Origin of the sequence: Streptomyces sp. NPDC050147, from assembly GCF_040660195.1 — a bacterium.
Classification (GTDB): domain Bacteria; phylum Actinomycetota; class Actinomycetes; order Streptomycetales; family Streptomycetaceae; genus Streptomyces.
Genome location: NZ_JBFALJ010000025.1, coordinates 132,822 through 158,518, shown reverse-complemented (window position 1 = coordinate 158,518; position 25,697 = coordinate 132,822). Strand labels below are relative to the sequence as shown.

Sequence of the window (25,697 nt, the reverse complement as noted above, 5' to 3'; positions counted from 1 at the left end):
GCTGCCGAGCCGTTTCACCAGGCGTGGGGCGAGCATCGACGCCGCGAACTGCGCGACGCCCATGGGGATCAGGGTCAGACCGGACTTCAAGGACGCCGTCGCGTCCGCCACCGGGCCCGCCCCCGCGCGGCGCTACGAGTGAGCGGACTTCCGCGAGCGATCACGCGGCCTTGACCGGGTGAGTGCGGCGCCCGCCAGGATGATCACCGCGCCGACCGGGGTCGACCAGCTCAGGGACTCGCCGAGCACGGCGACGCCCGCGGCGGTGGCGATGACGGGGACGAAGTACGTGACCATCTGGGCCGTCGTCGGACCGACCTCGGAGACAAGGCCGTACTGGATCAGGAAAGCCAGCCCGGTGCCGACGGCACCCAGTGCCACGATCGCGAGGAGCGGCACGACGGGGAAGTGTGTGGGCAGGGACGTGAACAACGGTGTCACGACGGCCAGTTCGACGGTCGCCACCAGCAGTTGGGCGCCGGTCAGCGAGAGGTTCGAGTGACTGGAGCCCGCCAGGGTGCGGCGCACGTAGATCCAGCCGATCGGGTAGCTCAGCGAGGCGAGCAGCGCCAATGCCGTGCCACGGAAGTCGATGCCGCTGAAGCCTTGCCAGGCGCCGAGCACCGTGAGGACGCCGAGGAACCCGATGCCGAGGCCCGCGACCCTGCGCCGCGTCGGCCGGTCCTCGGAGAGCGCGACCATCGAGAGCGCCATGCCCCACAGCGGCGATGTCGCGTTGCAGATACCGGCGAGCGTGGACGGGATCGTCAGCTCCGCGTACGCGAAGAGCGAGAACGGCAGGGCGTTGAGCAGCAGCGCGGAGACGGTGAGGTGCGCCCAGGTCCGCACCCCGCGCGGGAGCCGTTCGCGCTTGGTGACGAGGACGACGGCGACGACCATCGTGCCGAACAGCAGACGCCCCAGGGTGACTTGGAAGGGGGCGTAACCTTCCGTGCCGACCTTGATCAGCAGGAAGCTGAAGCCCCAGATCAGCGAGAGGACGCCGAAGCGCAGACGCCAGCCCAGGGCGCGGCGGCGCTTCGGGTGAGCGGAGCCGGTGGCGGAGGGGGAGGTGGTGACGGGGGAGCCGGGAGGGGTCGTGACGTGCATGTACGCCAGGTTGAAGCCTCCGACCTCGTAGAACAAGCGAAATTAGCTGCCCAGTACCGCGTAGCATCGCTTACATGTTGAACCTGGAACGCCTGCGCACGCTGGACGCACTGGCACGGCACGGCTCGGTCAGCGGCGCCGCGGCCGGGCTGCACGTCACGACCTCGGCCGTCTCCCAGCAGATGACCAAACTGGAGCGTGAGGTGGGCCAGCAGCTCCTGGCCAAGAACGGCCGAGGAGTACGCCTCACCGATGCCGGGCGGCTGCTCGCCGAGCACGCCGCGCGCATCCTCTCCCAGGTGGCGCTCGCTCAGTCCGACTTGGAGGAGCAGCGCGGCAAGGCCGTCGGTGAGCTGCGGATCGCCGCCTTTCCCACGGCGATGCGCGGACTGCTGCCCGCCACGCTCGCCTCGCTGCGTGCCGGCCACCCCGGCCTGCGCGTCCGCTCGCAGGAGATGGAGCCGCAGCCCGGGGTGGCCGCCGTGGTGCGCGGCGACATCGACCTCGCGGTCGTCCTGGACTGGTACAACAAGCCGCTGCCGCTGCCCGGGGGCCTGGTCAAGGCGTCCCTCCTGGACGACCCCGCCGATGTCGCCATGCCCGCGGCGCACCCCCTCGCCGACCGCGCCGAAGTGGACCTGGAGGAGTTCGCGGACGACGAGTGGATCGCCTGGCCGGAGGGGGAGTTCTGTCACGAGTGGCTGATGTTCACGCTGCGCGCCAAGGGCATCGAGCCGCGGATCGCGCACCGCGCGGAGGAGCACCACACCCAGCTCGCGATGGTGGCCGCGGGCCTCGGCGTATGCGTGGCACCCCAGTTGGGGCGCGATCCGATGCCGGCCGGGGTCAGGACCGTTCCGGTGCGCCACCGGGTGCGCCGTCATGTGTACGTGGTGTGGCGCGCGGACGCGGACCGCCGCCCCTCGATCCGGGCGGCGGTGGAGGCGCTCCAGGTGGCGGGGGCCGGGCTGCGTTAGCGTCCAAAGGAGCACGCCGAAGTGTCCAAGGAGTGCGCCAAAGTGTCCAAGAAGCACGCCAAGGGGGTCAGGGGCGGGCGCGCGGCTCCGCCAGCTTCCGGAAGTCCCAGGACGTGACCGCTTCGGGCGTGAGGCGGAGCCAGGCGTGCTTCCCGTCGTACGGCATCATGTCCATTCCGAAGTACTTCTGGGCGAACAGCCGCTCAGGGGTTTCGAGTTCGGGGCAGGGCTCGCCCATGCGCGGTGATTCGGCGACGAAGACCGCCGACCCGGAAAGCTCCACGCCCCGCAGCTCCCCGTACTCCACGCCCGAGTCGATGACCACGGCGATCCGCTGATCGCCCCGCAGGTCGGCCCAGCGCTTGCTGCGGGTGATCGAGAACAGCCACAAGGACGTGCCGTCCCAGGCGAACCAGAGCGCGCTGACGTGCGGGGCGCCGTCACCGGACACGGTCGCGACCCGGCAGGTGCGTTCCGTGGTGAGGTAGGCGTCGAGCTCGTCCGGCGACATCATGATCCTGCGGCCCCGGCGTTGTGTGACGGCCATCGGTCCTCCTGAGCGTGGGAAAAGGCGGACGCACAACGTGAATTGACTACCCGTCAGTTCTGTCCGTCAGGAAAGCATGCGGTCTCTTCCGCCGTGACGCAATGGCGGCTAACCTCCGCGCATCCCGGGCGTGGCCGCTTCGAAGGACCCGACCGACCCGGACGACCCGGACGACCCGGACAGGGGGAGCGATGCCGTCGTACGAACAGCTCAGGGAACTCCTCGATCCCGCCACCACCGTACTGATGACCGTCGAGTGCCAGCAGGGCGTGGTGGGGACGGAGAGCGCGCTGCCCGAACTCGCCGATCAGGCACGCTCGTCGGGCTGCCTCGCCAACGTCGCGAGGCTCGTCTCCGCCGCCCACCAGGCCGGCGTCCAGGTCCTGCACGCCGTCGCCGAACGCCGGCCCGACGGGCGCGGCGCCAACCGCAACGCCCGCCTCTTCCGCGCCGCCGGGCGGCTTCCCGTGCAGCAGATCGCCGGGACCAGGGCCGTACGGATCGCGCCGCCCATCGAGGTGGCCGACGAGGACCTCGTCGTACGGCGGCTGCACGGGCTCTCGCCCCTCGCGGGCACGGACGTCGACCCGCTGCTGCGCAACCTGGGCTGCCGCACCCTCCTGGTGACCGGCGTGTCGGCGAACGTGGCGATACCGAACGCCGTCTTCGACGCCGTGAACCTGGGCTACACCGCCGTCGTGCCCTCGGACGCCATCGCGGGAGTCCCCTCCGACTACGCACCCGCGATGATCCGCAACACGCTCTCCCTGGTGGCCACCATCGCCACCACCGAGGAGGTCCTCGGCTGCTGGAAGCGTTCCAGGCCGGTGTGACCGGGACGTCTCAGGCCAGTGTGATCGTGTCCCCGTCCACCTTGATCTCGGCGGTGGGCAGCGGTTTCGGCGCGGGGGAGGCCTGCACGCTCCCGTCGGCGATGGAGAACTTGCTGCCGTGACAAGGGCAGTTGATGGTGCCGCCCTCGACGCTCGTGACCGGACACTGTTTATGGGTGCAGCGATTCGAGAAGGCCTTGAACTCGCCCTCCGTCGGCTGGGTCACCACCACCCCCTCCTTCTTGAAGATCTTGCCGCCGCCGACCGGGATCTCCGACGTCCTGGCGAGCGCGGCCCCGGCGGCGGCCTCCGGGGCCTCAGCCTCATCGGACCGCTCCGCGGCCTGGTCGGAGCCGTAACCGTCGTCGCTCTCACCGCAGGCGGCGAGGGCGGCGGCCAGGCTGACGACCCCCGCCGCGGTGACGACCGAACGGCGGGAGAGCGGGAGAAGAGGTTCCTTCGAAAGGGTCATGTCCGGAGGTACGAGGCCACGCGCCGCTGTGTTCAAACGCGTCAGGACTTGTTGTGCGAACCGAGTTCGGACCGGCATTAACCTGGGGCAATGCTCAACGAAGTCACCGCGGTCCGCTACGCCACGCCCCTGCGGGAGGGCGGATCGCTCCCCGGCCTCGTCGAGGCCGTCGACGGCCGGGGTGCGTACGCGCCGTACGTCATGAAGTTCACCGGGGCCGGACAGGGCCGCAAAACGCTCGTCGCCGAGGTGATCTGCGGTCAACTGGCGCGCGGCCTCGGCTTCCGGGTGCCGAGCCTCGCGCAGGTCCGGCTCGACCCCGTGCTCGGCCTGGGCGAGCCCGACCAGCAGGTGCAGGAACTGCTCAAGTCGAGTGGTGGACTGAACCTCGGGATGGAGTTCCTGTCGGGCGCGCTCGGCTTCGACTCGCTCGCGTTCGACGTCGCCCCGGCCGAGGCCGGCCGCGTCGTGTGGTTCGACGCGCTCATCAACAACGTGGACCGGTCCTGGCGCAACCCGAACATGCTCGTGGCCGGCGGAGACCTGTGGCTCATCGACCACGGCGCGAGCATGATCTGGCACCACAACTGGCGCACCGTAGAAACCGCGTCCGCCAAACCGTACGACGCCTCCGACCACGCCCTCGCCCCCTTCGGGCCGGACATCGCCACGGCCGCCGCCGAGCTCGCCCCGCTCGTCACCGAGGAGCTGCTCGCCGCCGCCGTGGCCGACGTGCCCGACGCGTGGCTGGTGGACGAGCCGGGCTTCGACGGCCCCGGCGCCGTGCGCCGCGCCTATGTGGCGGCACTGCTGCCACGCGCCAAGGCCATCCACGAACGGATCCAGCTGCCCGAGCCGCAGCGGAAGGGTGCCACCCAGTGACAGCGACAGTGACCGAGCAGCCACCGCCGACCGAGCGGGACGTCTTCGAGTACGCCCTGGTGCGCGTGGTGCCACGCGTGGAGCGCGGCGAGCAGTTCAACGCGGGCGTGGTCGTCTACTGCCGGGCGAAGTCCTATGTGGCCGCCCGTACGCATCTCGACGAGGGCAAGCTGCGCGCCCTGGACCCGGAAGCCGACCTCGGGGGCATCAGGGCGGCGCTCGGCGCCGTCGAGCGGATCTGCGCCGGGGGCCGGGAGGCTGGTCAGGCCGAGCGGGACGACGCCGGGAGACGCTTTCGGTGGCTGATCGCGCCGCGCTCGACCGTCGTACAGCCGGGTCCTGTGCACACGGGCCTCACCGCGGATCCTGCCGCAGAGGTGGACCGACTCCTCGACCTACTGGTGAGGTAAAGAATCACAGGCCCCGGTGTGCCGTTGACACCGGGTGCCAGGGCTTCTAGCGTCTCGTTCAGCTGAAGGTACTAAGCGGTCGCTCACCATCGGGGCGTACCGTAGAGCCGCATCCCAAGGGCGAGGAGAACCAGCATGTCCACCACTGAGCAGCGCGTCGCGGTCGTGACCGGAGCAGCGCGAGGCATCGGCGCGGCGACCGCCGTGCGCCTGGCCGCCGAAGGCCGCGCCGTAGCGGTGATCGACCTCGACGAGGCCGCCTGCAAGGACACCGTCACGCAGATCACCGCTGCCGGTGGCAAGGCGATCGCCGTCGGCTGCGACGTGGCCGACGAGGCCCAGGTCGAGGCGGCCATCGCGCGGATCGCCGACGAACTCGGTGCGCCCACGATTCTCGTGAACAACGCCGGTGTGCTCCGCGACAACCTCCTCTTCAAGATGAGCGCGAGCGACTGGGACACGGTCATGAACGTGCACCTGCGCGGTGCGTTCCTGATGTCCCGCGCGATCCAGAAGCACATGGTGGACGCCAAGTTCGGCCGGATCGTGAACCTCTCCTCCTCCTCCGCGCTCGGCAACCGCGGCCAGGTCAACTACGCCGCGGCCAAGGCGGGCCTCCAGGGCTTCACCAAGACCCTCGCCAAGGAGCTCGGCAAGTTCGGCGTCACCGCCAACTCCGTGGCCCCCGGTTTCATCGTCACCGAGATGACCAAGGCCACCTCCGACCGCGTCGGCATGGACTTCGAGGAGTTCCAGGCCGCGGCCGCCACCCAGATCCCGGTGCAGCGCGTCGGCCGCCCCGAGGACATCGCCAACGCCATCGCCTTCTTCACGGGCGACGCGGCGGGCTTCGTCTCGGGTCAGGTCATGTACGTGGCCGGCGGCCCGCTCAACTAGTTCGGTTCCGGTAGTTCTGTTCCGGAGGGATGCGGAGATGACAGTGCAGGACAGTGGAAAGGCGGCGCTCATCACGGGCGCGAGCCGCGGCATCGGCTACGGCATCGCGGAGGCGCTGGTCGCCCGCGGTGACCGCGTGTGCATCACCGGCCGCAACGAGGACGCGCTGAAGGAGGCCGTCGAGAAGCTCGGCGCCGACCGCGTCATCGGCGTGGCGGGCAAGGCCCACGACGAGGCTCACCAGGCGGTCGCCGTCGAGCGCGCCATGGAGGCTTTCGGGCGGGTCGACTTCTTGATCAACAACGCCGGTACGAACCCGGTGTTCGGGCCGATCGCCGAGCTCGACCTCAATGTGGCGCGCAAGGTCTACGAGACCAACGTGATCTCGGCGCTCGGCTTCGCCCAGCAGACCTGGAAGGCCTGGCAGAGCGAGAACGGCGGCGCGATCGTGAACATCGCCTCCGTCGCGGGCGTCGCCCCCTCGCCGTTCATCGGCGCGTACGGCATGAGCAAGGCCGCCATGGTCAACCTCAGCCTGCAGCTCGCGCACGAGTTCGCGCCGAAGGTACGGGTCAACTCGATCGCGCCCGCCGTGGTCAAGACCAAGTTCGCCCAGGCGCTCTACGAGGGCCGTGAGGCGGAGGCCGCCGCCGCGTACCCCCTGGGGCGCCTCGGTGTGCCCGAGGACATCGGGGGCGCCGCCGCGTTCCTCACGTCCAGCCAGTCCGACTGGATCACGGGGCAGACACTCGTGGTCGATGGCGGCATCTTCCTCAATGCGGGCGTCAGCTGACGAAGGCCTGACAACCGCCAGGTACGCCATCCAATGGGGACGTACACCCGCATCAAGTGCCCCGTCGGCGCCGCAAGTTGGCCCGGCGGGGCATTGCGATATTGTCTCCCGACCCATGGCATGGCCGATCGAGGAGCGTGCGCGTGTTCAGTGAAGTTCGCCTGGTGGTGGCGGCGGGTCTCCGTGGCCTGGCCGGGCACTCCCGCCGGGGCCTGCGGCCGGCCGCGGCACTGGTGTCCATATCCCTGCTTTCGGGATGCGGAATCTTCTCGTCGGACGAGTCCGACGAGGAAAAGAAGATCACCGTCGGCACCATGAGTGCCCCCAGTACCCTCGATCCGGCCGCGGCCTGGGACAGCTCCTGGGAGCTGTACCGCAACGTCTTCCAGACGCTTCTCAGCTTCCCCAGCGGGGCGGCGGAGCCCGAGCCGGACGCGGCCGAGTCCTGTAAGTTCACGGACGCGACGAACACCGTCTTCACCTGTGAGCTGCGCGAGGGCCTCAAGTTCTCCGACGGTCACGCGCTCGACGCGAAAGCGGTCAAGCACACCTTCGACCGCATGCGGCGCATCGACGTGAAGGGCGGGCCCGCCGGTCTGCTGGGGTCGCTCGACTCGGTCGAGACGAAGGGTGACCGGACCGTCACGTTCCGGCTCAAGAAGCCGGACGCCACCTTCCCGTTCGTGCTCTCCACACCCGCCATGTCGATCGTCGACCCCCGCGAGTACCCGGCGGACAAGCTCCGCAAGGGCCCCTCGATCGCGGGCTCCGGGCCGTACACCCTGGAGTCGTACGAGGCCGGCGATCGGGCGGAACTGGTCAAGAACGCGAACTACGAGGGCGCGGCCGACCGCCAGAACGACGCCGTCACGATCCGCTACTTCAAGAAATCGGCCGCCATGGTCGAAGCCCTGAAGGACAAGCAGATCGACGTCACCTTCCGCGGGCTCGCGTCGACGGACATCGTCGACATGCAGGCCAACAAGCACGCGCGCGAGGGAATCCAGCTGGTGGAGGGCTCGGGCACCGAGATCCGCTACCTGGTGTTCAACCCGGACGACCCCTGGGCCAGGAAGAAGCCGGTCCGCCAGGCATTCGCCCAGGTCATCGACCGCCCGGCCATCGCCCACAAGATCTACCAGGACACCGTCGAGCCGCTGTACTCGATGGTTCCCCAGGGTCTCACCGGGCACGGCACCGGCTTCTTCGACGACTACGGGGACCCCAGCAACAGCAAGGCCGCGGACATCCTCAAGAGCGCGGGCATCAACGAACCCGTGCCGCTCACGCTCTGGTACACCACCGACCGCTACGGTTCGGCGACCGCCGGGGAGTTCGAGGAGATCAAGCGGCAGCTCGAGGACTCCGGGCTCTTCGAGATCACGCTCAAGAGCCGGCCCTGGACCGAGTTCGACGCGGGGACCAAGAAGCGCGAGTACCCGGTCTTCGGCCGTGGCTGGTTCCCCGACTTCCCCGACGCGGAGAACTTCATCGCGCCGTTCATCGGGGAGAAGAACGTGCTCAACACGCCCTACCCGGCACCGGAGATCACCGACGAGGTGCTGCCGCGTTCGCGCCGGGAGGCCGACCGGGGCGCGGTGGCCGACGACTTCGAGCGGGCCCAGAAGGTCCTCGTCGACGACGCGCGGCTGCTGCCGTTGTGGCAGGGCAAGCAGTACATCATGGCGAGCGAGGAGATCGCGGGCGGAGAACGCGCCCTGGATCCTTCGGCGATCATGATGATGTGGGAGCTGGAGCGCAAGACCAGCTGGTAGCGGGGGCAGCGGGCCGTGGGCAGTGGGCGGCGGTGTGATTGTCAGTGGTCGCCGGTAGGTTCGATGGTGAGAAGTGACCGCACACCGGAGGTTGTTGACGTGACCGACATCGCCATGCTGCCCGCGTCCTGGCGCGGAGTCCTCGGCGAGGAGCTGCAGAAGCCGTACTTCAAGGAGCTCACCGAGTTCGTCGAGCAACAGCGGGCGCAGGGCCCCGTCTACCCTCCGCGTGACGAGGTCTTCGCCGCGCTCGACGCGACGCCGTACGACCAGGTCAAGGTGCTCGTCCTCGGCCAGGACCCGTACCACGGGGAGGGGCAGGGGCACGGCCTCTGCTTCTCCGTGCGGCCGGGCGTGAAGACTCCGCCCTCACTGCGGAACATCTACAAGGAGATGAAGGAGGAGCTCGGCCACCCCGTGCCGGACAACGGCTATCTGATGCCGTGGGCCCAGCAGGGCGTCCTCCTCCTGAACGCGGTGCTCACGGTCCGCGCGGGAGAGGCCAACTCCCACAAGGGCAAGGGCTGGGAGAAGTTCACCGACGCGGTGATCCGCGCGGTGGCCGACCGTCCGGACCCCGCCGTCTTCGTCCTCTGGGGCAATTACGCCCAGAAGAAGCTCCCGCTCATCGACGAGGAGCGGCATGTGGTCGTGAAGGGCGCACACCCCTCGCCGCTCTCCGCGAAGAAGTTCTTCGGCTCACGTCCCTTCACGCAGATCGACGAGGCGGTGGCGGCGCAGGGGCACGAGCCGATCGACTGGCGGATCCCGAACCTGGGCTGAGCCCCCTCCTGGCCGGGCTCAGCCGACTTGCCCTGCGCGCAGAGGCGGCGGGGACCGTCACCGGGCTGGCCCAGCGGTGCGCGCGTGCGCCTCGCGGCCGATCGCGCCTGACCGTGATTGTCAGTGGGGGCGGATAGCGTCGAGAGAGGTTGGCACGACGGGCGTACGAGTGTGGAGGAGCCGGTGGCGGAGCAGCAGGAGCAGGCGGCGGAAGACGCCATGATGACCCGGATCGGGCAGGCGGTCATGCTGCACCACGGGGGCGACCGTGAGGAGGCGCAGGGCCGCTTCCTCGGTCTGTGGTCGGAGATCGGCGAGGAGGGCGACCCGCTCCACCGCTGCACGCTCGCGCACTACATGGCGGACACGCAGGAGGACCCGTCGGACGAACTGGCGTGGGACCTGCGGGCCTTGTCGGCGGCCGACGAGCTCACGGACGAGCGCCTGCACGAACACCACGACTCCATCGCGGTCCGCGGTTTCTACCCCTCCCTGCACCTGAACCTCGCGGCGGACTACGCGAAGCTGGGGCGCCCCGAGGCGGCGCGCAACCACATCCGGCGGGCGCGAGGGGCGGTCGGGGCGCTGGGGGACGACGGGTACGGCGACGGCATCCGGGCGGCCATCGGGAGGCTGGAGCTGCAGTTGGGGGAGGGGAGCGAAGTGGAGTGAGTGGGGCGGAGTGAGTGAGTGGGGTGAGTGGAGTGAGTGGGGTGAGTGGGGCGGAGTGAGCTGAGGCGGCGCTTCGTGTCGCTTGGGGTCAACGCCCGTAGGCCTCCTGGCAGATGACTGATTCGGGGCTGCCCGGCTGCCAGCCGCCGTACTGCTTTCCGAGGGCGCAGAGGTCCGCGTTCGTGGGCGCGGCGGTGGGCAGAGTGGGCGGTTCCGCGGCCTCGGGCCGGTGCTCGGGGCGCCGCGTGGGCGGTTCCGAGTGCTGCGCGGGGCCGGCCGTGCGGGGCGGTGCGGCGGGGACGGCCGGGGCGGTGCCGGTGGTGTGGGGCGCCGGGGCCCGGGACGCCGGGGCCCGGGGCGGTCCGATGAGCTCAAGCGCCTCGCGGGCGGGGGCTTCCACGACGCGCGGGCGGGAGTCGCCGTCGGCGCGGGGCGCCGGGGGCGGGGCGCTCGCGGCGGACGGTCCTGGCGCGGGCTGCCGCTCGACGCTCACACAGCCGGAGAGGGCGGTGACCGCCACGGAGACCAGGAGTGTGGCGGTGGTCGTGGTTCGGTGCATTCGCGCAACTCTGCGGGCTGGGGGGTGCTTTCGGCGAGGGAACGGGGGGAAGTTGGCCCGCATGGGTGAGTGTGCCTCTGGCCGGAAGGGGGAGCGAAGGGCGGCGGGCCGGGAGCCTGCCTTGGTTGCTTCTCCATTCCGGGGTGTGGGCTCGGGGTTCTCGGCTGCGGGGTTCTCGGCTGCGGGCCGAGTCCCACCTGCCCGGCCCCTTCGCGCAGACCTCTCCCGTCCACGCATCCGCTTGCCCCGCGGTGGAGGCGTGCTGCGGCGACACCGCGCCCGCCATGGCCCCCACGCCGGCCCAGGGCGGCAATCAGACCGTCGAAAGCGCCTCGGCCCTGGCCTGGTCCCGCGGAGCTGCGCCTCCACCGCCGACCGGCACCCGCCGCGGCAGCCGTATGCTGCGGGAGCGGAACTCGCACAGCGGTAGAGCGAGCGGTCGTGCGGTAGAGCGGTAAAGCAGTGGAACGGCAGCAGTGGAACGGCAGAGGAGACAGGGAACAGTGGTGAAGGTCGGCTGTATCGGACTTGGTGACATCGCGCAGAAGGCATACCTGCCGGTGCTCACCACCCTGCCCGGGGTCGAGCTGCACCTGCAGACGCGCACGCCCGCGACCCTCGCCCGCGTCGCGGGCACCCACCACATCCCCGAAGGGCGCTGCCACACCGACCTGGACGCGTTGCTCGCCCAGGGCATCGACGCCGCCTTCGTGCACGCCTCGACCGCCGCCCACCCGGAGATCGTGACGCGGCTGCTCGAAGCGGGCGTGGCCACCTATGTCGACAAGCCCCTCGCGTACGAACTGGCCGACTCCCAGCGGCTCGTAAGCCTGGCCGAGGAGCGCGCGGTCAGCCTCGCCGTCGGCTTCAACCGCCGCTTCGCGCCCGGCTACGCGCAGTGCGTCGAGCACCCGCGCGAGCTGATCCTGATGCAGAAGAACCGCGTCGGTCTCCCCGAGGACGTGCGCACGCTCGTCCTGGACGACTTCATCCACGTCGTGGACACGCTGCGCTTCCTCGTGCCGGGACCGATCGAGCACGTCGGCGTGCGCGCCCGCGTCCAGGACGGGCTCATGGAGCACGTCGTGCTGCAGCTCGCGGGGGACGGGTTCACCGCGCTCGGCGTGATGAACCGGCTGAGCGGTTCCACCGAGGAAATCCTCGAGGTCTCGGGGCAGGACACCAAGCGGCAGGTCCTCAACCTCGCCGAGGTCATCGACCACAAGGGCCAGCCCAGCGTGCGGCGGCGCGGCGACTGGGTGCCGGTGGCCCGGCAGCGTGGCATCGAGCAGGTCGTGCTGGCGTTCCTCGACGCCGTGCGCGCGGGCAAGGTGCTCAGCGCCCAGGATGCGCTGGCGACCCATGAGCTGTGCGAGCGTGTGGTCCGTGCGGCTCAGGAGCAGGCTGGCTGAGGGGCCGCTTCGCGGGCCTTCGCAAGGAACGCACGCCTTCTGCCGCACACAGCACCGCGAGCACGACGAGCGCCCCGCGCACGGGCCAGTCGCCCAGCCTGACGTACGGCGTCACGCCGTCGGACAGCGGAATGTCGTACGTCGACGTGGCGCTCGCCGAGGTGCCGAGCGGTGTTCCGACCCGCTCGCCGCCCGCGCCGTAGACCGCGGAGACGCCGGTGAGCGTGGCGTGCACCATGGGGCGGCCGGTCTCGGCGGCCCGCACCGCCGCGAGCGAGGCGTGCTGCTCGGGCGCCCAACTGGACTGGAACGTCGAGGTGGACGACTGCGCGAGCAGCAACCGTGCGCCCTCACGCGTCAGATGACGGCTCATGTCGGGGAACGCCGATTCGAAGCACACCAGCGGGCCGACCTTCAGGCCGCTCCCGACGTCCATCACCACCGGACGCTCGCCCCGCCTGCGGTCCTCGCCCGCCGCCTTGCCCACGGACGTCGCCCAGCCGAGGAGCGAGCGGGCGGGGACGTACTCGCCGAAGGGGACGAGGCGCATCTTGTCGTAGCGGTCGCCGGTCGGGCCCTCGGGGCCCACGAGGACGGAGCTCTTGAAGATGCCGGGCCGGTCGGACCGGCGCGCGTCCACGTTCACCAGGATGTCGGCGCCGACCTGCCGGGACAGCGCGGCTATCCGCCGGGCGACGTCGGGGCGCTCCGCCAGGTCGTACCCGACACTGCTCTCGCCCCAGACGACCAGGTCCAGGTCCTGCCCCGCCAGGCCGCGGGTCAGGGCCTCCTCGCGCGCGAGCCGCCTGTCGGCGCCGCCCACCCCGTCGATGACGCCCGGCTGGACGACGGCCACGCGCATCCGGCCCGCCGGTTCGGGGCGCGGCGCCCACGCCCAGGCGGAGGTGGTCACGGCGGCCACGGCCACGAGTCCGGCGGTGGCGGGGACGGCCCTGGTGACGCGGGCGCGTGATGGCCCGTGCGTGTGCGACGCCCCCGAGGCGCGTGACGTCACGGGCGGGCGGACGGCGTGGGCCGCGACGAGCGCCGCCACGGCGGTGTTCACGGTGACGATCAGGGCACTGACCAGCCAGACCCCGCCCACGGACATCAGACGCAGGGCGGGTTCGACCTGCCACTGACTGGAGCCGAGCAGCCCCCACGGACCGCCGAGCCCCTCCCACGACCTGACCAGTTCGACCATCAGCCAGCCGGACGGCAGGACGACGAGAGCGGCCGCGGTCCGTCCCGGTGTGACCACCCCGCCCAAGAAGCGCCGTACGAGCCAGCCCCACGGCGCCCACAACAGGCCAAGGAGCGCGGCGATGACGAGGGTGAACACATGGAGGCTCGGCAGCAGCCAGTGGTGCACCGCCACCATGAACCCGAGGCCGCCGAGCCATCCGTCGATCGCGGCCCTGCGCCCGGTCTCCGCCGAACGTGCCAGCAAGATCCAGGGCACGAGCGCGACGTGGGCGAGCCACCACAGCGACGGTGCGGGGAAGGCGAGGGCGGGCAGCGCGCCGGCGGCGACGGCGAGGACGGCCCGCGGGCGGGCCGCTGTGAGCAGCCCCGCTGCCGAGGCGGCCGTGAGGCGTGGCCGCCGCCGGCCCCGGTCGTCGCGGAGTGGATCCATGCAGCGCCTCCCTCGGTCCCCGACGCCCGGTCGTCCCTCCAGTGTGCGCGCCACGGACGATCTAGGACAGTGCACCTGCCAGGCGTTTTCCCGGCCTCGCCTCAGCCCGCTCTCTCAGCCGGAGGCGCGGGTCCTGGACCGCTGCTCGACCTGGCGCCACTTCTCCTGCACGGTCACCTGACGCAGCCGCCAGCCCTGCTGCGTACGCAGGGCCGTGAAGGCGTAGCGGCCGCCGCATATGAAGTCCGGCGCCGAGGATGTCGTGCCGTCCTTGCCTTCGCTCCCGCCCCCGCGCTCCTCCTCGCCCGAGGCGAAGCGCATCGGGTTCACGTAGTCGGCCTGGACCTGGGCGATGTCGTCGATGTCCTGGTCGAGCGTCCCGAACCGTAGCCTCCGGTTGACGATCAGATGCTGGCGCATCGGGAAGAGCTCCATCGTCCCGGCCAGCCATCCGGCCACCTCGGCGGCGCTCGCGTCGATACCGCCCGCCGAGCTGTAGTCGGCGCGCCCGTCCGGGGTGAAGAGGCGCTGGTAGGCGTCCCAGTCGCCGTCGTCGACGGTCACTGCGTACTCGGTGATGAGGGAGTCGATGGCCAACCGGTCCATCACGGTGGCGAGTTCCACGCGCTGCGTCATCGGGTCAGTGTTGGGCACAGGGGGTCCGCAGCCAAGAGGCGTGCAGAAACGTGCCGGAACGGGGGCGGGAACAGGGACCTTGAACACACGCGGAACTGGCGCGGGAACCCGCGCGGGAACGCGGCACCTATGGTGCGGCCGGCGGGGGGCCGTGGCAGCGTAACTGCCGTACTATGCCCGGCAGTTCACCTTTCAGGAAGCAGAAACTCTCCGAGCTGGGAGGCCCGGTGAAGAACGAGCAGCGCATTGCGGCGTACAAACGGCAAGGCAACCGCAAGGAACTGACGGGGCGACAGAAGCGCCGCGTGGCGAGGAAGGCGCGCCAGGGCAAGGGCTGACGCGACGACCGTCGACGGCGGGGGCGTGACGCGGCGAGAGTACGGCACATGAGCCCGCACGCCCGCGGCGTACGTGAATGGACGTCGGCGGTGTGCTCGCCCGCGAGTGCCTGCCCGCTGTCGCGGCCAGTCGGGGCAGGCGGCCGGGCCTCACGACCATCGCCTTCACGGCCGCTCTGCACGTGGGGAACGACTCCGGGGTCCTCGTCTGCGGCGTCAGCGAGGACACCTGATGGGACACTGCCCGATTGCGGCTCCGCACGGGCTCCGACGCGATCGCCGAGCTGCGCCGGGGCCAGCCCCCCATGGAGGGCTGGGGCGAGGTGTTCGCGGCGCGCCTGCGCGACCTGCGGAAGCGGGGCGTCCGCACGGCCGTGGTCAGCGACATGTGGTCCGGCCTGCGCGCGGATGACGGCCGACGGCCTGACGGACATCGCCGACCACCTCGTCCTGACCTGCGAGGCCGATTGCGCCGAACCGGACCGGCGGATCCACGGGATCACATTGCGCATGCTCGCCGTCGGCCGCGCGAGCCTGCTCGAGCGCCCCGCTGACGCGAGCGCTCAGCTGAGTGGGTGAGACCGACTAGGCCGCCTTCACGACCTCTTCGCGCACGGCCGCGGCCCACTCCGTCACCAACTGTTCGTACTCACGGCGCTGTTCGGCCGAGAGACGTCCGTCGGCGCGCAACCACAGGCCGCGGATCCGCTCGTTCAGTTCCGCGGCAGACCGTGCGGAACCAAGGGACTGAGGGGTTAAGGGCATGAGTCAAGCCTAGGGGATAGCTACGACAATCGGAACTCTCAGCTACCGGGCACATCCCCCAAGTGAGCAGACGCACAGCTAAGCGGCCCCGGCGCCAGGTCGTGCCGCCTCATGCCGTACCCGCGCCTTCACCAGCCGAGACGCCCGTACCCGAGACTGCGCCCACGCCCGAGGTACGCCCGGAGGCGCCCGTACCTGCTGTCGTTCCCCAGAACGCCCCTCCGTCACCTCGGGTCTGCCAGCTACCGACTCGGCCCGGAACGACGGCGCTCCTTGGCTTGCACCCATTCGTGTCATAGCACCGCCATACCGCCTCCACAGCAGGCGCGTAGGCGCATGATGCTCCCCTCATCGCAGAGTCCCAGGGGGGAACCATGAGTCAACCGCAGCAACCGCCCGGATGGGGAGCGCCGCCCCAGCAGCCGCCCCAGCCGCAACCCCCGAAGAAGTCCAAAACCGGGAAGACGCTCGGCTTTGGCTGCCTCGGCGCCGTCGCTCTCATCGTCGTGATCGCCGCCATCGGCGCAGCCACCGGAGGCGACTCCAAGGACTCGACCAGCAGCGACAAGGCCGCGACGCCCAACGACAAGCCCAAGTCCGGCGACGCGAAGAAGGACCCGCCCGCCGAAGACAAGGGCAGCCAGGCAGACCAGTTCAAAGCATGCGTCGCCAAGGGCGGCAGCGGCAGCGAGAAGGCAGCCGTCAAGCACGTCACCAAGGTCACTGGCGCGGACAAGAAGAACGACATCCTCGATGCGGCCGAAGTGTTCACCGACTTCACCGGCGGGGTCGTGGGTCCGCACGCGTCGGATGGGAAGCTCGTTGCCAGTGCGTTCGGCTCTTGCTACGAGTCAGAGAACGGTCTGGTGACCGTGTACGACAAGGGCGGCGAGATCCTGTCGAACGGAAACTACTGACCGATCCACGCTGAATCGGCCCGGTCTCTCCCGTGAGCGGCCGGGCTTTCGTACGCCCGCAGGAGGTGGTGGCCCGTGACGCGTCCCAAGTTCAGCAAAAGGGGCCTCGTCTCCGACGAGGAGCGAGCCGAGATCATCCGGCTTCACGGGCGAGGCTACGGCCGTAACGGGTCTCAGGCAGGACCGCCACCGGAACCGCCGGCACTTCGGAGGCTTCTCGAATCGCCGAACGGAGTCCTCATCGCCTTCGGGCGCATTTCAGAGGACCTTTCGTCATGCCTTGTCGGCCTTCTGCTTCGCTGCTTCGAGCGCGACATCCCAGGGGTACCCCTTGGGGGAGCCCGAGCCGGGCGGGTTGGGTTCGAAACCGCCCTCGCCGTACAAGACTGTGATGCCCTGCTCGCGCAGCTCTGTGACGCTCCGGTCCAGGGCGCGATGACTGGCGTAGGCAGCGTTCACGCACGGCATTGCCACGGTTGGGATGCCCTTGCCGATTCCTTCGGCGACGACGCCGACTACGAAGGCCGACGTCAGCCCGAGCGCCCACGAGTTGAGGCTGTTGAAGGTCGCCGGGGCGAAGAGGATCACGTCGGCCTTGGGCCAGACGTCCGCCTCGCTGGGGAGCTTGTACTCGCTGCGGACCGGATGCCCGGTGAGGTCGGCCAAGCCGTCGAGGCTCTCGTCGAGCCACTGGGCCGCGGTCGGCGTCAACCCGAGGCAGACGTCCCACCCGTCAGCCTGCGCCCTCTCGATCACCTCGGCCACTTGGAAGACAGGAGGTGCAGCCGAGCCGAACAGGTACAAGGTCCGTGAGGTCATGGCCTCATCCCACCCTGCACGGTCGGCCACACGCAACTGCCCCCGGTTCAGGCGGATCAAGGGCAGAAGCCAGGCCAGCGCCACGGAGCGCGAGTACCGTTCCAAGTGGTGAGCCAGGAGCGGAGTTCCAGTATGTCCAGAGACGACCACACCGGGGCCCGAATCGCGCACCAGCGGAAGATCGCTGGCCTGACACAGCATGGCCTAGCTATGAAGATCCCCTACTCGTACAGCATGCTCCACCAGGTCGAGGGTGGGCATAAGGCTGCGAGTCCTGATCTCGTGTCGGCCGTCGCGCGGGCGCTGCATATCGACGTCACCGCCCTGACAGGACAGCCGTACATGACCGAACTGCAACAGGACCGGCTCGCCGAGTTGATCCGTCCCATCCGTGAGTCCCTCGACCTGTACGACCTCGGAGCCGATCCCGATGTCACCACTCGCCAGACGCCTCAACTCGTCAAGGCTGCAGCGGACATATGTGAACAGGTGCGCGCGACGCAGCTGAACACGGCCGCGCGAACGCTCCCGAAGCTGGTCGCCGAGCTGACAACCGCGGCATACCGCACACCGTCTGCCGAGCTGTGGGCCGCACTCGGCTCCACCTACCGCATGGCTCACGACGTCACGGTCAAGCTCGGGTTTTACGACCTGTCCACGATTGCCCTCGACCGGATGGAGTGGGCCGCGCAACGGGCATCCGACCCCGTACTGTCCGCGGTCCGCCAGTACATGCGCGGGCTCGTGTACCACCGCGAAGGCGAGCACACCATCGGCCTGCGCCTCGTGAACACCGGCCACCACGTCCTGTCCGAGGGCGAGGAGACCCGCGAGGCTCTGACCGTAGCGGGGCAACTACACCTTGGCGCGACCGTCATCGCCGCGCGTGCTCACGAAGAGAGCGTGGTCGAGACCCATCTCCGCGAGGCAAAGCGGATCGCTGACCAGGTCGGTGAAGCGGGGCACGTGCACTGGCTGTCGTTCGGGCCGACGAACTGGGCCGCGCACGAGCTGTCGGCGCTCACCGAAATGGGCAAGTACGGGAAAGCGGTGGAGAAGGCGAAGCAGCTCCACATGCCGCCGTCATGGCCAGCCTCCCGCCGGGCCCACGTCTGGATCGACCGCGGCCGGTCGGAGATGGAGACCGGTCACAGTGAGGCGGCACTGAAGTCCATCGCGAAGGCCCGTGAAGTGGCCCCGCAGCAGACCCGGTACCACCCCGGAGCGCGGGCAACAATCGAAGGATTGGTGCATCAGCAGCGCCGCACCCCGGACGCCTTGGGGCGCATGTCCGCCTGGCTCGTCCTGTGACATCGGCTGTCACTGAAGAGTGACAGTTAGCGTTCTTGCACGTCATCACACTGGTCTTAGACCTGATCGATGCTGATGACGACAGGGGCAGACGGTGGATGCGCAGCAGAGAGGCAAAGCCGCGGAATGGCTGGCGAGGGCGCAGGAACAGCCCGCGCACGCCTGGCGTGAATGGTCGGACACGGGCGTAGCTTTGCTGCCGCTCGGTCGGCGCTTCGTAGCGCCTCGTCTTGCTGAGCGGCTTGTGCAGGCAGCCACCGGAACCGGGGCGCAGAAGGAGACCGCCGTTCGCCTCGGGCAGCTCCTCGACGGGCCCGTCATCTACGACGGCCGCACGATGGGCGGCACCTACTACCCCTTGATGCGGCCGCTCGGTGACGCTGTGTGGGAGCACCAGAACACGGCGCCGCTCCTGACAGAGGGCACCTTCCTCGGGGTGCCGCGCCTCGACCGAGTGGATACATTCGGTACGCGCTCTACGCCGCGCTCATCACACCCCGGGGCGAGGGACGCCCGGTCCATCCCCCATCAGGAGGTACCTGATGGGCACGCGGATGGACAGCGGCGGCCCCCACGGACGAGATTCCGCGAGGGCCGCTGTTGCGCTGACAGTGGGAGAGAGTGGGAGACGACTGGGAGTTGATCAAGGGGAGACCTCTCGATTGACTACCAAAGTCCTCTAGTTCCTCTGACTTCAACTACAGGAAACTGTAGAAGGGGCGCCGCCCTCACCCTCCGGATTCACCCGCGTGAGGACTCAGCGCACCCGCCCCCACCAGGGCGAAGAGCACGATGCCGAGCACGATGCGGTAGTAGACGAACGGCATGAAGCTCTTGGTCGTGATGAACTTCATGAACCACGCGATTACGGCATATCCGACAAGGAACGCGACGATCGTCGCGAAGATCGTCGGGCCCCAGGAGACATGACCGCCCTCACTCGCGTCCTTGAGCTCGAAGACGCCGGAGGCGAGGACTGCCGGGATGGCGAGCAGGAACGAGTAGCGGGCCGCGGCCTCGCGGGTGTAGCCCATGAGCAGGCCGCCGCTGATGGTGGCGCCGGAGCGGGAGACGCCCGGGATCAGGGCCATCGCCTGGCACATGCCGAAGATCAGGCCGTCGCGGACGCCCAGTTCCTTCAAGCTCTTGCGCTCCTGGACGGCGCGGTGCTTGCCGCCGGCCTCGTCGCGGGCCGCCAGGCGGTCGGCGATGCCGAGGACGATGCCCATCACGATCAGCGTCGTGGCGATGAGCCGAAGATCGCGGAACGGGCCCTCGATCTGGTCCTTGAACGTGACGCCGAGCACGCCGATCGGGATCGAGCCGACGATGACGAGCCAGCCCATCTGCGCGTCGTGGTCGGAGCGTGGCACCTTGCCGAAGAGGGAGCCGAACCACGCGGAGATGATCCGGGCGATGTCCTTGCGGAAGTAGATCAGCACGGCGGCTTCGGTGCCGATCTGGGTGATCGCGGTGAACGCGGCTCCCGGATCGTGCCAGCCCGCGAACGCCGCGGTCAGCCGCAGATGCGCGCTGGACGAGATGGGGAGGAACTCGGTCAGTCCCTGGACGAGCCCGAGGATGAATGATTCAAGCCAAGACATGGAAACTGCGCCGTCCAAGTACGGATCATGGGCTGCGGGTGCGGTCATGTGATGGGAGATACGGGAGGTGTGCCAGCGAGGGGTGATCACTCCCTGCCGTGGGGCAGCGTAGCGTCACTTGGTTACGAGACCGCCGGAGGGCCGCCGTCCGGCGGTCCCGGCCATCCTTGTGCCGGACTTGTCCCTGTGTCGCCGTGGCTCACCTCGAAGCGCGCGCCCGCCCCTGCCGGGGTCTACCGGTTTCGCAGATGGTGGCGCTTGCACCACGCCACCACCGCACCCGCGAGCCCCGTCACGGCGATGAAGCCCATCGCGACGAGGAAAACGGGGGACGTCGGCGTCGACGCGCGGGCGCCCGCGATGACGTACGCGGCGGTGTTCGGGATCGACCCCAGGCCGGTGGCGAGCAGGAACGGCAGCCATCCCATGCGGGACACCGCCGCGCAGTAGTTGGCGGCCGCGAAAGGCACCCCGGGAAAGAGCCGCGCAGCCAGCATCGACCGGAAGCCGTGCCTGCTCAGCTGCCCGTCGGCCGCCTTCAGCCAGCGCCCGCGGAGCAGCGGGCGCAGCGCGTCCTGCCCCAGCATCCTGCCGAGCCCGAAGGCGATTCCGGAGCCGAGGACCGTGCCCGCGAGGGCCGCGGTGAGGCCCGCCTGCGATCCGAACAGGGCGCCTGCCGCCAGATTGAGCAACGGACGCGGTACGAACGCGGTGGTGCACAGGCCGTACGCCACGGCGTAGACCAGCACGGCGGCGGCGCCGCCGAGCTGCGCGGGCCAGCCGTCGGACAGGAGCCGCTGTGGCTCGAAGAGCAGTACGCACGTCCCGGCGGCCGCGAGCAGCGCCAACAGCAGAGACAGCCGCGACCACGGCGAGAGCAGCACCCTGGTGCAGCGCTCGGCGAAGCCCTGCGGGCGGACGGCGGCTGAGTCGAACATTCGGGGAGACTAACCGACAAACGTCTGTGATCGCCGTACGAGACGTCTCACGCACGTCACAGTCCTAGGGTGAGTCCATGAGCGTCCCCGTCCCGCCCAGCGACCTGGCCGACACCGTCATGGCACGGCTCACCGCCACGTACGCGACGTCGGCCGACCCCGCGCGGGCCGCGCGGGCGCAGGCGTACACAAGGAACGTCGCTCCCTATCTCGGCCTGCCCGCGCCGCTGCGCCGCCAACTGTCCCGCACGGTTCTCGCCGGGCTCCCGCGCCCCGACGAGACCGACTGTGCGGCGATCGCACTGCGCTGCTGGGAACTGCCGGAGCGCGAGTACGCGTACTTCGCCGTGGACTGTCTGCGCCGCCACGTGAAGCGCCTCTCGTCGGATTTCCTGCCGGTCGTGCGTCACCTCGTGACGACGGTCTCCTGGTGGGACACGGTCGACGCGCTCGCCGTGCATGTCGTCGGCGGCCTGGTCGCCGCCGATCCGAGGCTCAAGACCGAGATGGACGCCTGGATCGAGGACGAGAACCTGTGGGTCGCCCGCACCGCCCTCCTCCACCAGCTCCGGTACAAGGACGCCACCGACACGGAACGCCTCTTCGGCTACTGCGTGCGCCAGTCGGGGCACACCGACTTCTTCCTCCGCAAGGCCATCGGCTGGTGTCTGCGGGAGTACGCCAAGACCGACCCGGAGGCCGTACGCGCCTTCGTCGAGCGGGAGCGCGGGCGCCTCGCGCCGCTCTCGGCGCGCGAGGCCCTGAAGAACCTCTGAGCGCACCGGACTTCACGCGCCACCCCCGCGGCACCCCGGCGAAAACCATTCGACGTGTCCCCACCCGTCGGCAATGATCTGCGACATGTTCCGGTACGCCTTTTACGCAGACACGTCCGCAGTCGCGGACGTCGCGAAGGCTGCCGTTTTCCTCCGCGCCGCACTTCCTGTCGACGGCGCCCGACGCTGACCCTCCCCGGACACTCCGGCGGACCCCCTAGGGGGAGGGTCGGTTCGGCCCCGGGGTCCCCGTCCCGAGCGCGCACGCGATGACGTGCGCCCAGGACTTCAGCTTCGAGTTCCACAGAAGGAACCGCCATGTCCAAGACGGCATACATCCGCACCAAGCCGCACCTCAACATCGGCACGATGGGCCACGTCGACCACGGCAAGACGACCCTGACCGCCGCCATCACCAAGGTCCTCAGCGAGCGGGGCACCGGCACGTTCGTGCCCTTCGACCGCATCGACCGCGCCCCCGAGGAGGCGCAGCGCGGCATCACCATCAACATCGCGCATGTCGAGTACGAGACCGACACCCGGCACTACGCCCACGTGGACATGCCGGGCCACGCCGACTATGTCAAGAACATGGTCACCGGCGCCGCGCAGCTCGACGGGGCGATCCTCGTCGTCTCCGCGCTCGACGGGATCATGCCGCAGACCGCCGAGCACGTCCTGCTCGCGCGCCAGGTGGGTGTCGACCACATCGTCGTCGCGATCAACAAGGCCGACGCGGGCGATGAGGACCTCATCGACCTCGTCGAGCTGGAGGTGCGGGATCTGCTCTCCGCGCACGGGTACGGGGGTGACTCCGTCCCCGTCGTACGGGTCTCGGGGCTGAAGGCGCTGGAGGGGGACCCACGGTGGGCCGCCGCCATCGAGGCGTTGCTCGACGCGGTGGACACCTATGTGCCCATGCCCGAGCGGTACGTCGACGCGCCCTTTCTGCTGTCGGTGGAGAACGTGCTCACCATCACCGGACGCGGAACCGTCGTCACCGGAGCCGTGGAGCGCGGCACCGTGCGGGTCGGCGACCGGGTGGAGGTGCTGGGCGCGCAGACGGAGACCGTCGTCACCGGGCTTGAGACCTTCGGCAAGCCCATGGAGTCCGCCCAGGCGGGCGACAACGTGGCACTGCTCCTGCGCGGTGTGCCACGCGACGCCGTACGACGCGGGCATGTCGTCGTGGAGCCGGGCAGCGTCAGTCCAAGTCGCCGCTTCACCGCGCAGGTGTACGTCCTGTCGGCCAAGGAGGGCGGACGGTCGACGCCGATCGCGACCGGCTACCGGCCGCAGTTCTACCTCCGCACCGCGGACGTGGTCGGCGACGTCGACCTCGGTGAAGCCGCCGTGGCCAGGCCCGGCGACACCGTCACCATGACGGTCGAGCTCGGCCGCGACATGCCCCTGGAGACGGGCCTCGGCTTCGCGATCCGCGAGGGCGGCCGCACCGTCGGCGCGGGCACGGTGACCGAGCTCGGCTGACCTCCGATGCCCGCCTCCCGCGGGGGATCCACCCCCGGGGGAGGCGGGCACAATGGAGCGGTGACCGATGAGACCGATGACCAGCGCGCGGACGAGGCGATACCCGTCACCAAGGCCGTCGACCACGGCACGGCCAAGCTGATGCCGGACGTGGACCGGCCCCGCGCCTGGCTGCTCACGGTCGACGGAGCGCCCCAGTCGTACGTCGATCTCGACGCGCCCACCTACCTGGAGTTCGAGTACGCGCAGCGCCTCGCGCACGTCCTGGACACAGCCGACGACCAGGACCGCCCCCTGGACGTGATCCACCTCGGCGGCGGCGCGCTCACTCTGCCCCGCTATGTCGCCGCGACCCGGCCGGGCTCACGCCAGGACGTGGTGGAGGCCGACCGGGGGCTGCTCGAACTGGTCACCGAGCGGCTGCCGTTGCCCGAGGGGTGCGGCGTCACCGTGCACGGCGCGGACGCCCGGCAGTGGCTCGGGGCGGCGGCTACGGACAGCGCCGATGTCATCGTCGCCGATGTGTTCGGCGGCTCGCGGGTGCCCGCCCATCTGACCTCGGTGGCCTACGCGCGTGAGGCGGGCCGGGTGCTGCGCGCGGGCGGCGTCTATGCGGCGAACCTCGCCGACGGGGCGCCGTTCGGCTTCCTGCGCTCCCAGCTCGCCACTTTCGCCGCGGTGTTCGGGCAGGTCGCGCTGATCGCCGAGCCGGCCGTGCTGCGCGGCCGCCGCTTCGGCAACGCGGTGCTCGTCGCCTCGCACGAGGAGATCGAGATCGAGGCGCTGGCCCGGCGGACGGCGGCCGACGTCTTCCCGGCCCGCGTCGAGCACGGGGCCGCGCTGCGCCTGTTCACCGGTGACGCGAAGCCGGTGCGGGACGAGGACGCGGTCGCCTCACCCGAGCCGCCCGACGGGGCCTTCAGCATCGGCTGAGGGAGCACCGGCCGAGGAGGCGTCGGCTGGGAAAGCGTCGGCTGATCCGGCACCGGCTGAGGAAGAGCCGGCTGAGGGAGCGGTCGGAACGGGTGCGGGGCCGGCCGGGGGAGTGGCCGCCTTGGCCACCTCCTTCGACGACGCGCGCCGCGTCAGATTGCGCACGTCCGGCACGAACAGCACCAGCGCCGTCACCACGACCACCAGCGCCGCGCAGCCCCACAGCGATGCCGAACGCCCGAAGGCGAGCTCCGCCGGGCCAGCCAGCGCCGTGGCGAGCGGGACCATCGCGATCGAGCCGAACCAGTCGTACGCGGCGACCCGCGACAGCTTCTCCTCGGGTATCTCCTGATGCATCGCCGTCATCCACGAGACGCCGAACACCTCGATCGCCACGCCGCTGACGAACATCACCGCCGCGAGCCCCCACACCGGCAGCGGCACCGCGAGCGCCGCCGACGGCGCGGCGAGCGGGAAGACGCAGAGGGTGCCCGCGAGCAGCAGGCGCCGCGGCTTCCACCGCATCATCAGGAACGCGCCGCCGACCGTGCCCGCGCCGAACGCGCCGAGCGCGAGCCCCCAGGGGCCGGCGCCGCCGAGTTCGTCCCGGGCGACCAGGGGCCCGAAGACCGCCTCGGCCGCGCCGACCACCGCCACCACCACGGAGAACTGCGCGACGATCGCCCACAGCCACGGGCGACCGATGAACTCCCGCCAGCCCTCCCGCAGATCGGAGAGCAGCCCGCCGCCGGGTTCGCGCACCGGAATGTGGCTCACGTCGAGGAACGACCGCAGGGCTGCGGCCACCGCGAACGCCACCGCGTCCACTGCGAGCACCCAGCCGGGCCCGATCGCGGCGACCATCAGGCCGCCGAGTGCCGCGCCGCCCAGACCGGCGCCCTGCATCGCCATGCGGTACAGCGCGAAGGCGCGGCTGGCCTGTTCGCCGCTGACCGTCGACATCAGCATGCCTTCGGCGGCCGGGCCGAAGAACGCCTGACCGGTGCCGCCGAGCGCGGTGAGCAGCATCATCGACCACAGCGGGGGCGTGCCGGAGATGACGAGCACCGCGAAGACCGCCTGCGAGAGGCAGTTGAGGGCGTTGGCCGCGACCATCACGTGGTGGCGCGGCAGCCGGTCGGCGACGGCGCCCCCGATGAGCAGGAACAGCACGAGCGGCAGCGTGCGGGCCGCCGCCACCAGGCCCACGTCGCCGCCGTCACCGCCCGAGTCGAGCACGGCGAACGCCGCCGCGATCAGGGCGCCGTGGCTGCCCAGGTTGGTCACGATCGCGGCGGCGGTCAGCAGGCTGTAGTTGCGCCCGGCCCAGGAGGGGCGGCGCTCGGCGGCGGGTTTGGTCACCAGGGGACTATCGCCGCCGGACGACCGACTTGCCAAACCGATTCCGCACGGG

The 25,697-nt window shown here is 70.3% G+C and carries 28 protein-coding genes; 17 read left to right on the top strand and 11 right to left on the bottom strand.

What is annotated here, in order from left to right; all coding sequences use genetic code 11:
• Positions 1-132: 132 nt before the first annotated feature.
• A complete protein-coding gene (locus AB0I94_RS32105; protein ID WP_363313219.1) occupies positions 133-1,110 on the bottom strand; it encodes a DMT family transporter in 978 nt (325 codons plus the stop codon).
• A 74-nt stretch (positions 1,111-1,184) separates the two neighbouring features.
• Here AB0I94_RS32105 and AB0I94_RS32100 point away from each other — a divergent pair, with 74 nt between their 5' ends.
• Positions 1,185-2,087 (top strand): LysR family transcriptional regulator, encoded by a 903-nt coding sequence (locus tag AB0I94_RS32100; protein ID WP_363313218.1) that lies wholly within the window; start codon positions 1,185-1,187, stop codon positions 2,085-2,087.
• A 67-nt stretch (positions 2,088-2,154) separates the two neighbouring features.
• On the opposite strand, the gene AB0I94_RS32095 is transcribed toward AB0I94_RS32100, so the two are convergent.
• Complete coding sequence (locus tag AB0I94_RS32095; RefSeq protein WP_363313217.1) at positions 2,155-2,634, bottom strand: pyridoxamine 5'-phosphate oxidase family protein; 480 nt, start codon at positions 2,632-2,634, stop codon at positions 2,155-2,157.
• A gap of 191 nt (positions 2,635-2,825) precedes the next feature.
• On the opposite strand from AB0I94_RS32095, the gene AB0I94_RS32090 reads away from it, so the two are divergent.
• Positions 2,826-3,467, top strand: coding sequence for a cysteine hydrolase (locus AB0I94_RS32090; RefSeq protein ID WP_363313216.1), 642 nt, complete (start codon positions 2,826-2,828; stop codon positions 3,465-3,467).
• A 10-nt stretch (positions 3,468-3,477) separates the two neighbouring features.
• Here the strand turns inward: AB0I94_RS32090 and AB0I94_RS32085 are convergent, their stop codons facing one another.
• Entirely contained in the window at positions 3,478-3,939 is a 462-nt protein-coding gene (locus tag AB0I94_RS32085; protein ID WP_363313215.1) for a Rieske (2Fe-2S) protein, read from the bottom strand.
• A 90-nt stretch (positions 3,940-4,029) separates the two neighbouring features.
• Between AB0I94_RS32085 and AB0I94_RS32080 the strand changes: the two genes are divergently transcribed.
• The 7 genes from AB0I94_RS32080 (at position 4,030) to AB0I94_RS32050 (ending at position 10,151) form a co-directional block, all read left to right on the top strand.
• Positions 4,030-4,821 (top strand): HipA family kinase, encoded by a 792-nt coding sequence (locus AB0I94_RS32080; protein ID WP_363313214.1) that lies wholly within the window; start codon positions 4,030-4,032, stop codon positions 4,819-4,821.
• Positions 4,818-5,231, top strand: coding sequence for a DUF3037 domain-containing protein (locus AB0I94_RS32075; RefSeq protein WP_363313213.1), 414 nt, complete (start codon positions 4,818-4,820; stop codon positions 5,229-5,231). Before AB0I94_RS32080 ends, AB0I94_RS32075 begins: the two co-directional genes overlap by 4 nt.
• A 135-nt stretch (positions 5,232-5,366) precedes the next feature.
• Positions 5,367-6,128 (top strand): 3-oxoacyl-ACP reductase FabG, encoded by a 762-nt coding sequence (fabG, locus tag AB0I94_RS32070; RefSeq protein ID WP_363313212.1) that lies wholly within the window; start codon positions 5,367-5,369, stop codon positions 6,126-6,128.
• Between the two features lie 37 nt (positions 6,129-6,165).
• Complete coding sequence (locus AB0I94_RS32065) at positions 6,166-6,921, top strand: SDR family oxidoreductase (protein WP_363313211.1); 756 nt, start codon at positions 6,166-6,168, stop codon at positions 6,919-6,921.
• A 188-nt stretch (positions 6,922-7,109) separates the two neighbouring features.
• Entirely contained in the window at positions 7,110-8,696 is a 1,587-nt protein-coding gene (locus tag AB0I94_RS32060) for an ABC transporter substrate-binding protein (RefSeq protein ID WP_363313234.1), read from the top strand.
• 99 nt (positions 8,697-8,795) lie between these two features.
• Positions 8,796-9,479 carry a uracil-DNA glycosylase gene (gene ung / locus AB0I94_RS32055; RefSeq protein ID WP_363313210.1) on the top strand — a complete coding sequence of 228 codons (684 nt, stop codon included), beginning with the start codon at positions 8,796-8,798 and terminating at the stop codon, positions 9,477-9,479.
• Positions 9,480-9,662: 183 nt separating this feature from the next.
• Positions 9,663-10,151 (top strand): tetratricopeptide repeat protein, encoded by a 489-nt coding sequence (locus AB0I94_RS32050; protein WP_160503640.1) that lies wholly within the window; start codon positions 9,663-9,665, stop codon positions 10,149-10,151.
• A gap of 88 nt (positions 10,152-10,239) precedes the next feature.
• Here the strand turns inward: AB0I94_RS32050 and AB0I94_RS32045 are convergent, their stop codons facing one another.
• Entirely contained in the window at positions 10,240-10,710 is a 471-nt protein-coding gene (locus tag AB0I94_RS32045; RefSeq protein ID WP_363313209.1) for a hypothetical protein, read from the bottom strand.
• 506 nt (positions 10,711-11,216) lie between these two features.
• Here AB0I94_RS32045 and AB0I94_RS32040 point away from each other — a divergent pair.
• Positions 11,217-12,122 (top strand): Gfo/Idh/MocA family oxidoreductase, encoded by a 906-nt coding sequence (locus AB0I94_RS32040; RefSeq protein ID WP_363313233.1) that lies wholly within the window; start codon positions 11,217-11,219, stop codon positions 12,120-12,122.
• Here the strand turns inward: AB0I94_RS32040 and lnt are convergent.
• Both lnt and AB0I94_RS32030 read right to left on the bottom strand, forming a co-directional pair.
• Positions 12,046-13,758, bottom strand: a complete 1,713-nt coding sequence (gene lnt, locus AB0I94_RS32035) for an apolipoprotein N-acyltransferase (protein ID WP_363313207.1) — start codon at positions 13,756-13,758, stop codon at positions 12,046-12,048. The two genes, AB0I94_RS32040 and lnt, sit on opposite strands and share 77 nt — an antisense overlap.
• A 114-nt stretch (positions 13,759-13,872) precedes the next feature.
• Positions 13,873-14,394: a nuclear transport factor 2 family protein gene (locus AB0I94_RS32030; protein ID WP_363313206.1), complete on the bottom strand. Its 522-nt coding sequence runs from the start codon at positions 14,392-14,394 to the stop codon at positions 13,873-13,875.
• Positions 14,395-14,809: 415 nt separating this feature from the next.
• Between AB0I94_RS32030 and AB0I94_RS32025 the strand changes: the two genes are divergently transcribed.
• Complete coding sequence (locus AB0I94_RS32025) at positions 14,810-14,965, top strand: hypothetical protein (protein ID WP_363313205.1); 156 nt, start codon at positions 14,810-14,812, stop codon at positions 14,963-14,965.
• A 175-nt stretch (positions 14,966-15,140) separates the two neighbouring features.
• A complete protein-coding gene (locus AB0I94_RS32020) occupies positions 15,141-15,311 on the top strand; it encodes a hypothetical protein (protein WP_363313204.1) in 171 nt (56 codons plus the stop codon).
• A 6-nt stretch (positions 15,312-15,317) separates the two neighbouring features.
• On the opposite strand, the gene AB0I94_RS32015 is transcribed toward AB0I94_RS32020, so the two are convergent.
• Positions 15,318-15,497, bottom strand: a complete 180-nt coding sequence (locus tag AB0I94_RS32015; RefSeq protein ID WP_363313203.1) for a hypothetical protein — start codon at positions 15,495-15,497, stop codon at positions 15,318-15,320.
• A 374-nt stretch (positions 15,498-15,871) separates the two neighbouring features.
• On the opposite strand from AB0I94_RS32015, the gene AB0I94_RS32010 reads away from it, so the two are divergent.
• Positions 15,872-16,414 (top strand): hypothetical protein, encoded by a 543-nt coding sequence (locus AB0I94_RS32010; protein WP_363313202.1) that lies wholly within the window; start codon positions 15,872-15,874, stop codon positions 16,412-16,414.
• Positions 16,415-16,687: 273 nt separating this feature from the next.
• Here the strand turns inward: AB0I94_RS32010 and AB0I94_RS32005 are convergent, their stop codons facing one another.
• Positions 16,688-17,233 (bottom strand): flavoprotein, encoded by a 546-nt coding sequence (locus AB0I94_RS32005; RefSeq protein ID WP_363313232.1) that lies wholly within the window; start codon positions 17,231-17,233, stop codon positions 16,688-16,690.
• A 132-nt stretch (positions 17,234-17,365) separates the two neighbouring features.
• On the opposite strand from AB0I94_RS32005, the gene AB0I94_RS32000 reads away from it, so the two are divergent.
• A complete protein-coding gene (locus AB0I94_RS32000) occupies positions 17,366-18,544 on the top strand; it encodes a helix-turn-helix transcriptional regulator (RefSeq protein ID WP_363313201.1) in 1,179 nt (392 codons plus the stop codon).
• 728 nt (positions 18,545-19,272) lie between these two features.
• Here the strand turns inward: AB0I94_RS32000 and AB0I94_RS31995 are convergent.
• Both AB0I94_RS31995 and AB0I94_RS31990 read right to left on the bottom strand, forming a co-directional pair.
• Complete coding sequence (locus AB0I94_RS31995) at positions 19,273-20,148, bottom strand: undecaprenyl-diphosphate phosphatase (protein ID WP_363313200.1); 876 nt, start codon at positions 20,146-20,148, stop codon at positions 19,273-19,275.
• Positions 20,149-20,381: 233 nt separating this feature from the next.
• Positions 20,382-21,086: a TVP38/TMEM64 family protein gene (locus AB0I94_RS31990; RefSeq protein WP_363313199.1), complete on the bottom strand. Its 705-nt coding sequence runs from the start codon at positions 21,084-21,086 to the stop codon at positions 20,382-20,384.
• A gap of 77 nt (positions 21,087-21,163) precedes the next feature.
• Here AB0I94_RS31990 and AB0I94_RS31985 point away from each other — a divergent pair, with 77 nt between their 5' ends.
• The 3 genes from AB0I94_RS31985 (at position 21,164) to AB0I94_RS31975 (ending at position 24,283) form a co-directional block, all read left to right on the top strand.
• Positions 21,164-21,862 (top strand): DNA alkylation repair protein, encoded by a 699-nt coding sequence (locus tag AB0I94_RS31985; RefSeq protein WP_363313198.1) that lies wholly within the window; start codon positions 21,164-21,166, stop codon positions 21,860-21,862.
• 318 nt (positions 21,863-22,180) lie between these two features.
• Positions 22,181-23,350 carry an elongation factor Tu gene (gene tuf, locus AB0I94_RS31980; RefSeq protein ID WP_363313197.1) on the top strand — a complete coding sequence of 390 codons (1,170 nt, stop codon included), beginning with the start codon at positions 22,181-22,183 and terminating at the stop codon, positions 23,348-23,350.
• A gap of 141 nt (positions 23,351-23,491) precedes the next feature.
• Positions 23,492-24,283, top strand: a complete 792-nt coding sequence (locus AB0I94_RS31975) for a fused MFS/spermidine synthase (protein WP_363313231.1) — start codon at positions 23,492-23,494, stop codon at positions 24,281-24,283.
• Here AB0I94_RS31975 and AB0I94_RS31970 read toward each other — a convergent pair.
• A complete protein-coding gene (locus AB0I94_RS31970) occupies positions 24,245-25,645 on the bottom strand; it encodes an MFS transporter (protein WP_363313196.1) in 1,401 nt (466 codons plus the stop codon). The two genes, AB0I94_RS31975 and AB0I94_RS31970, sit on opposite strands and share 39 nt — an antisense overlap.
• Positions 25,646-25,697: the final 52 nt, after the last annotated feature.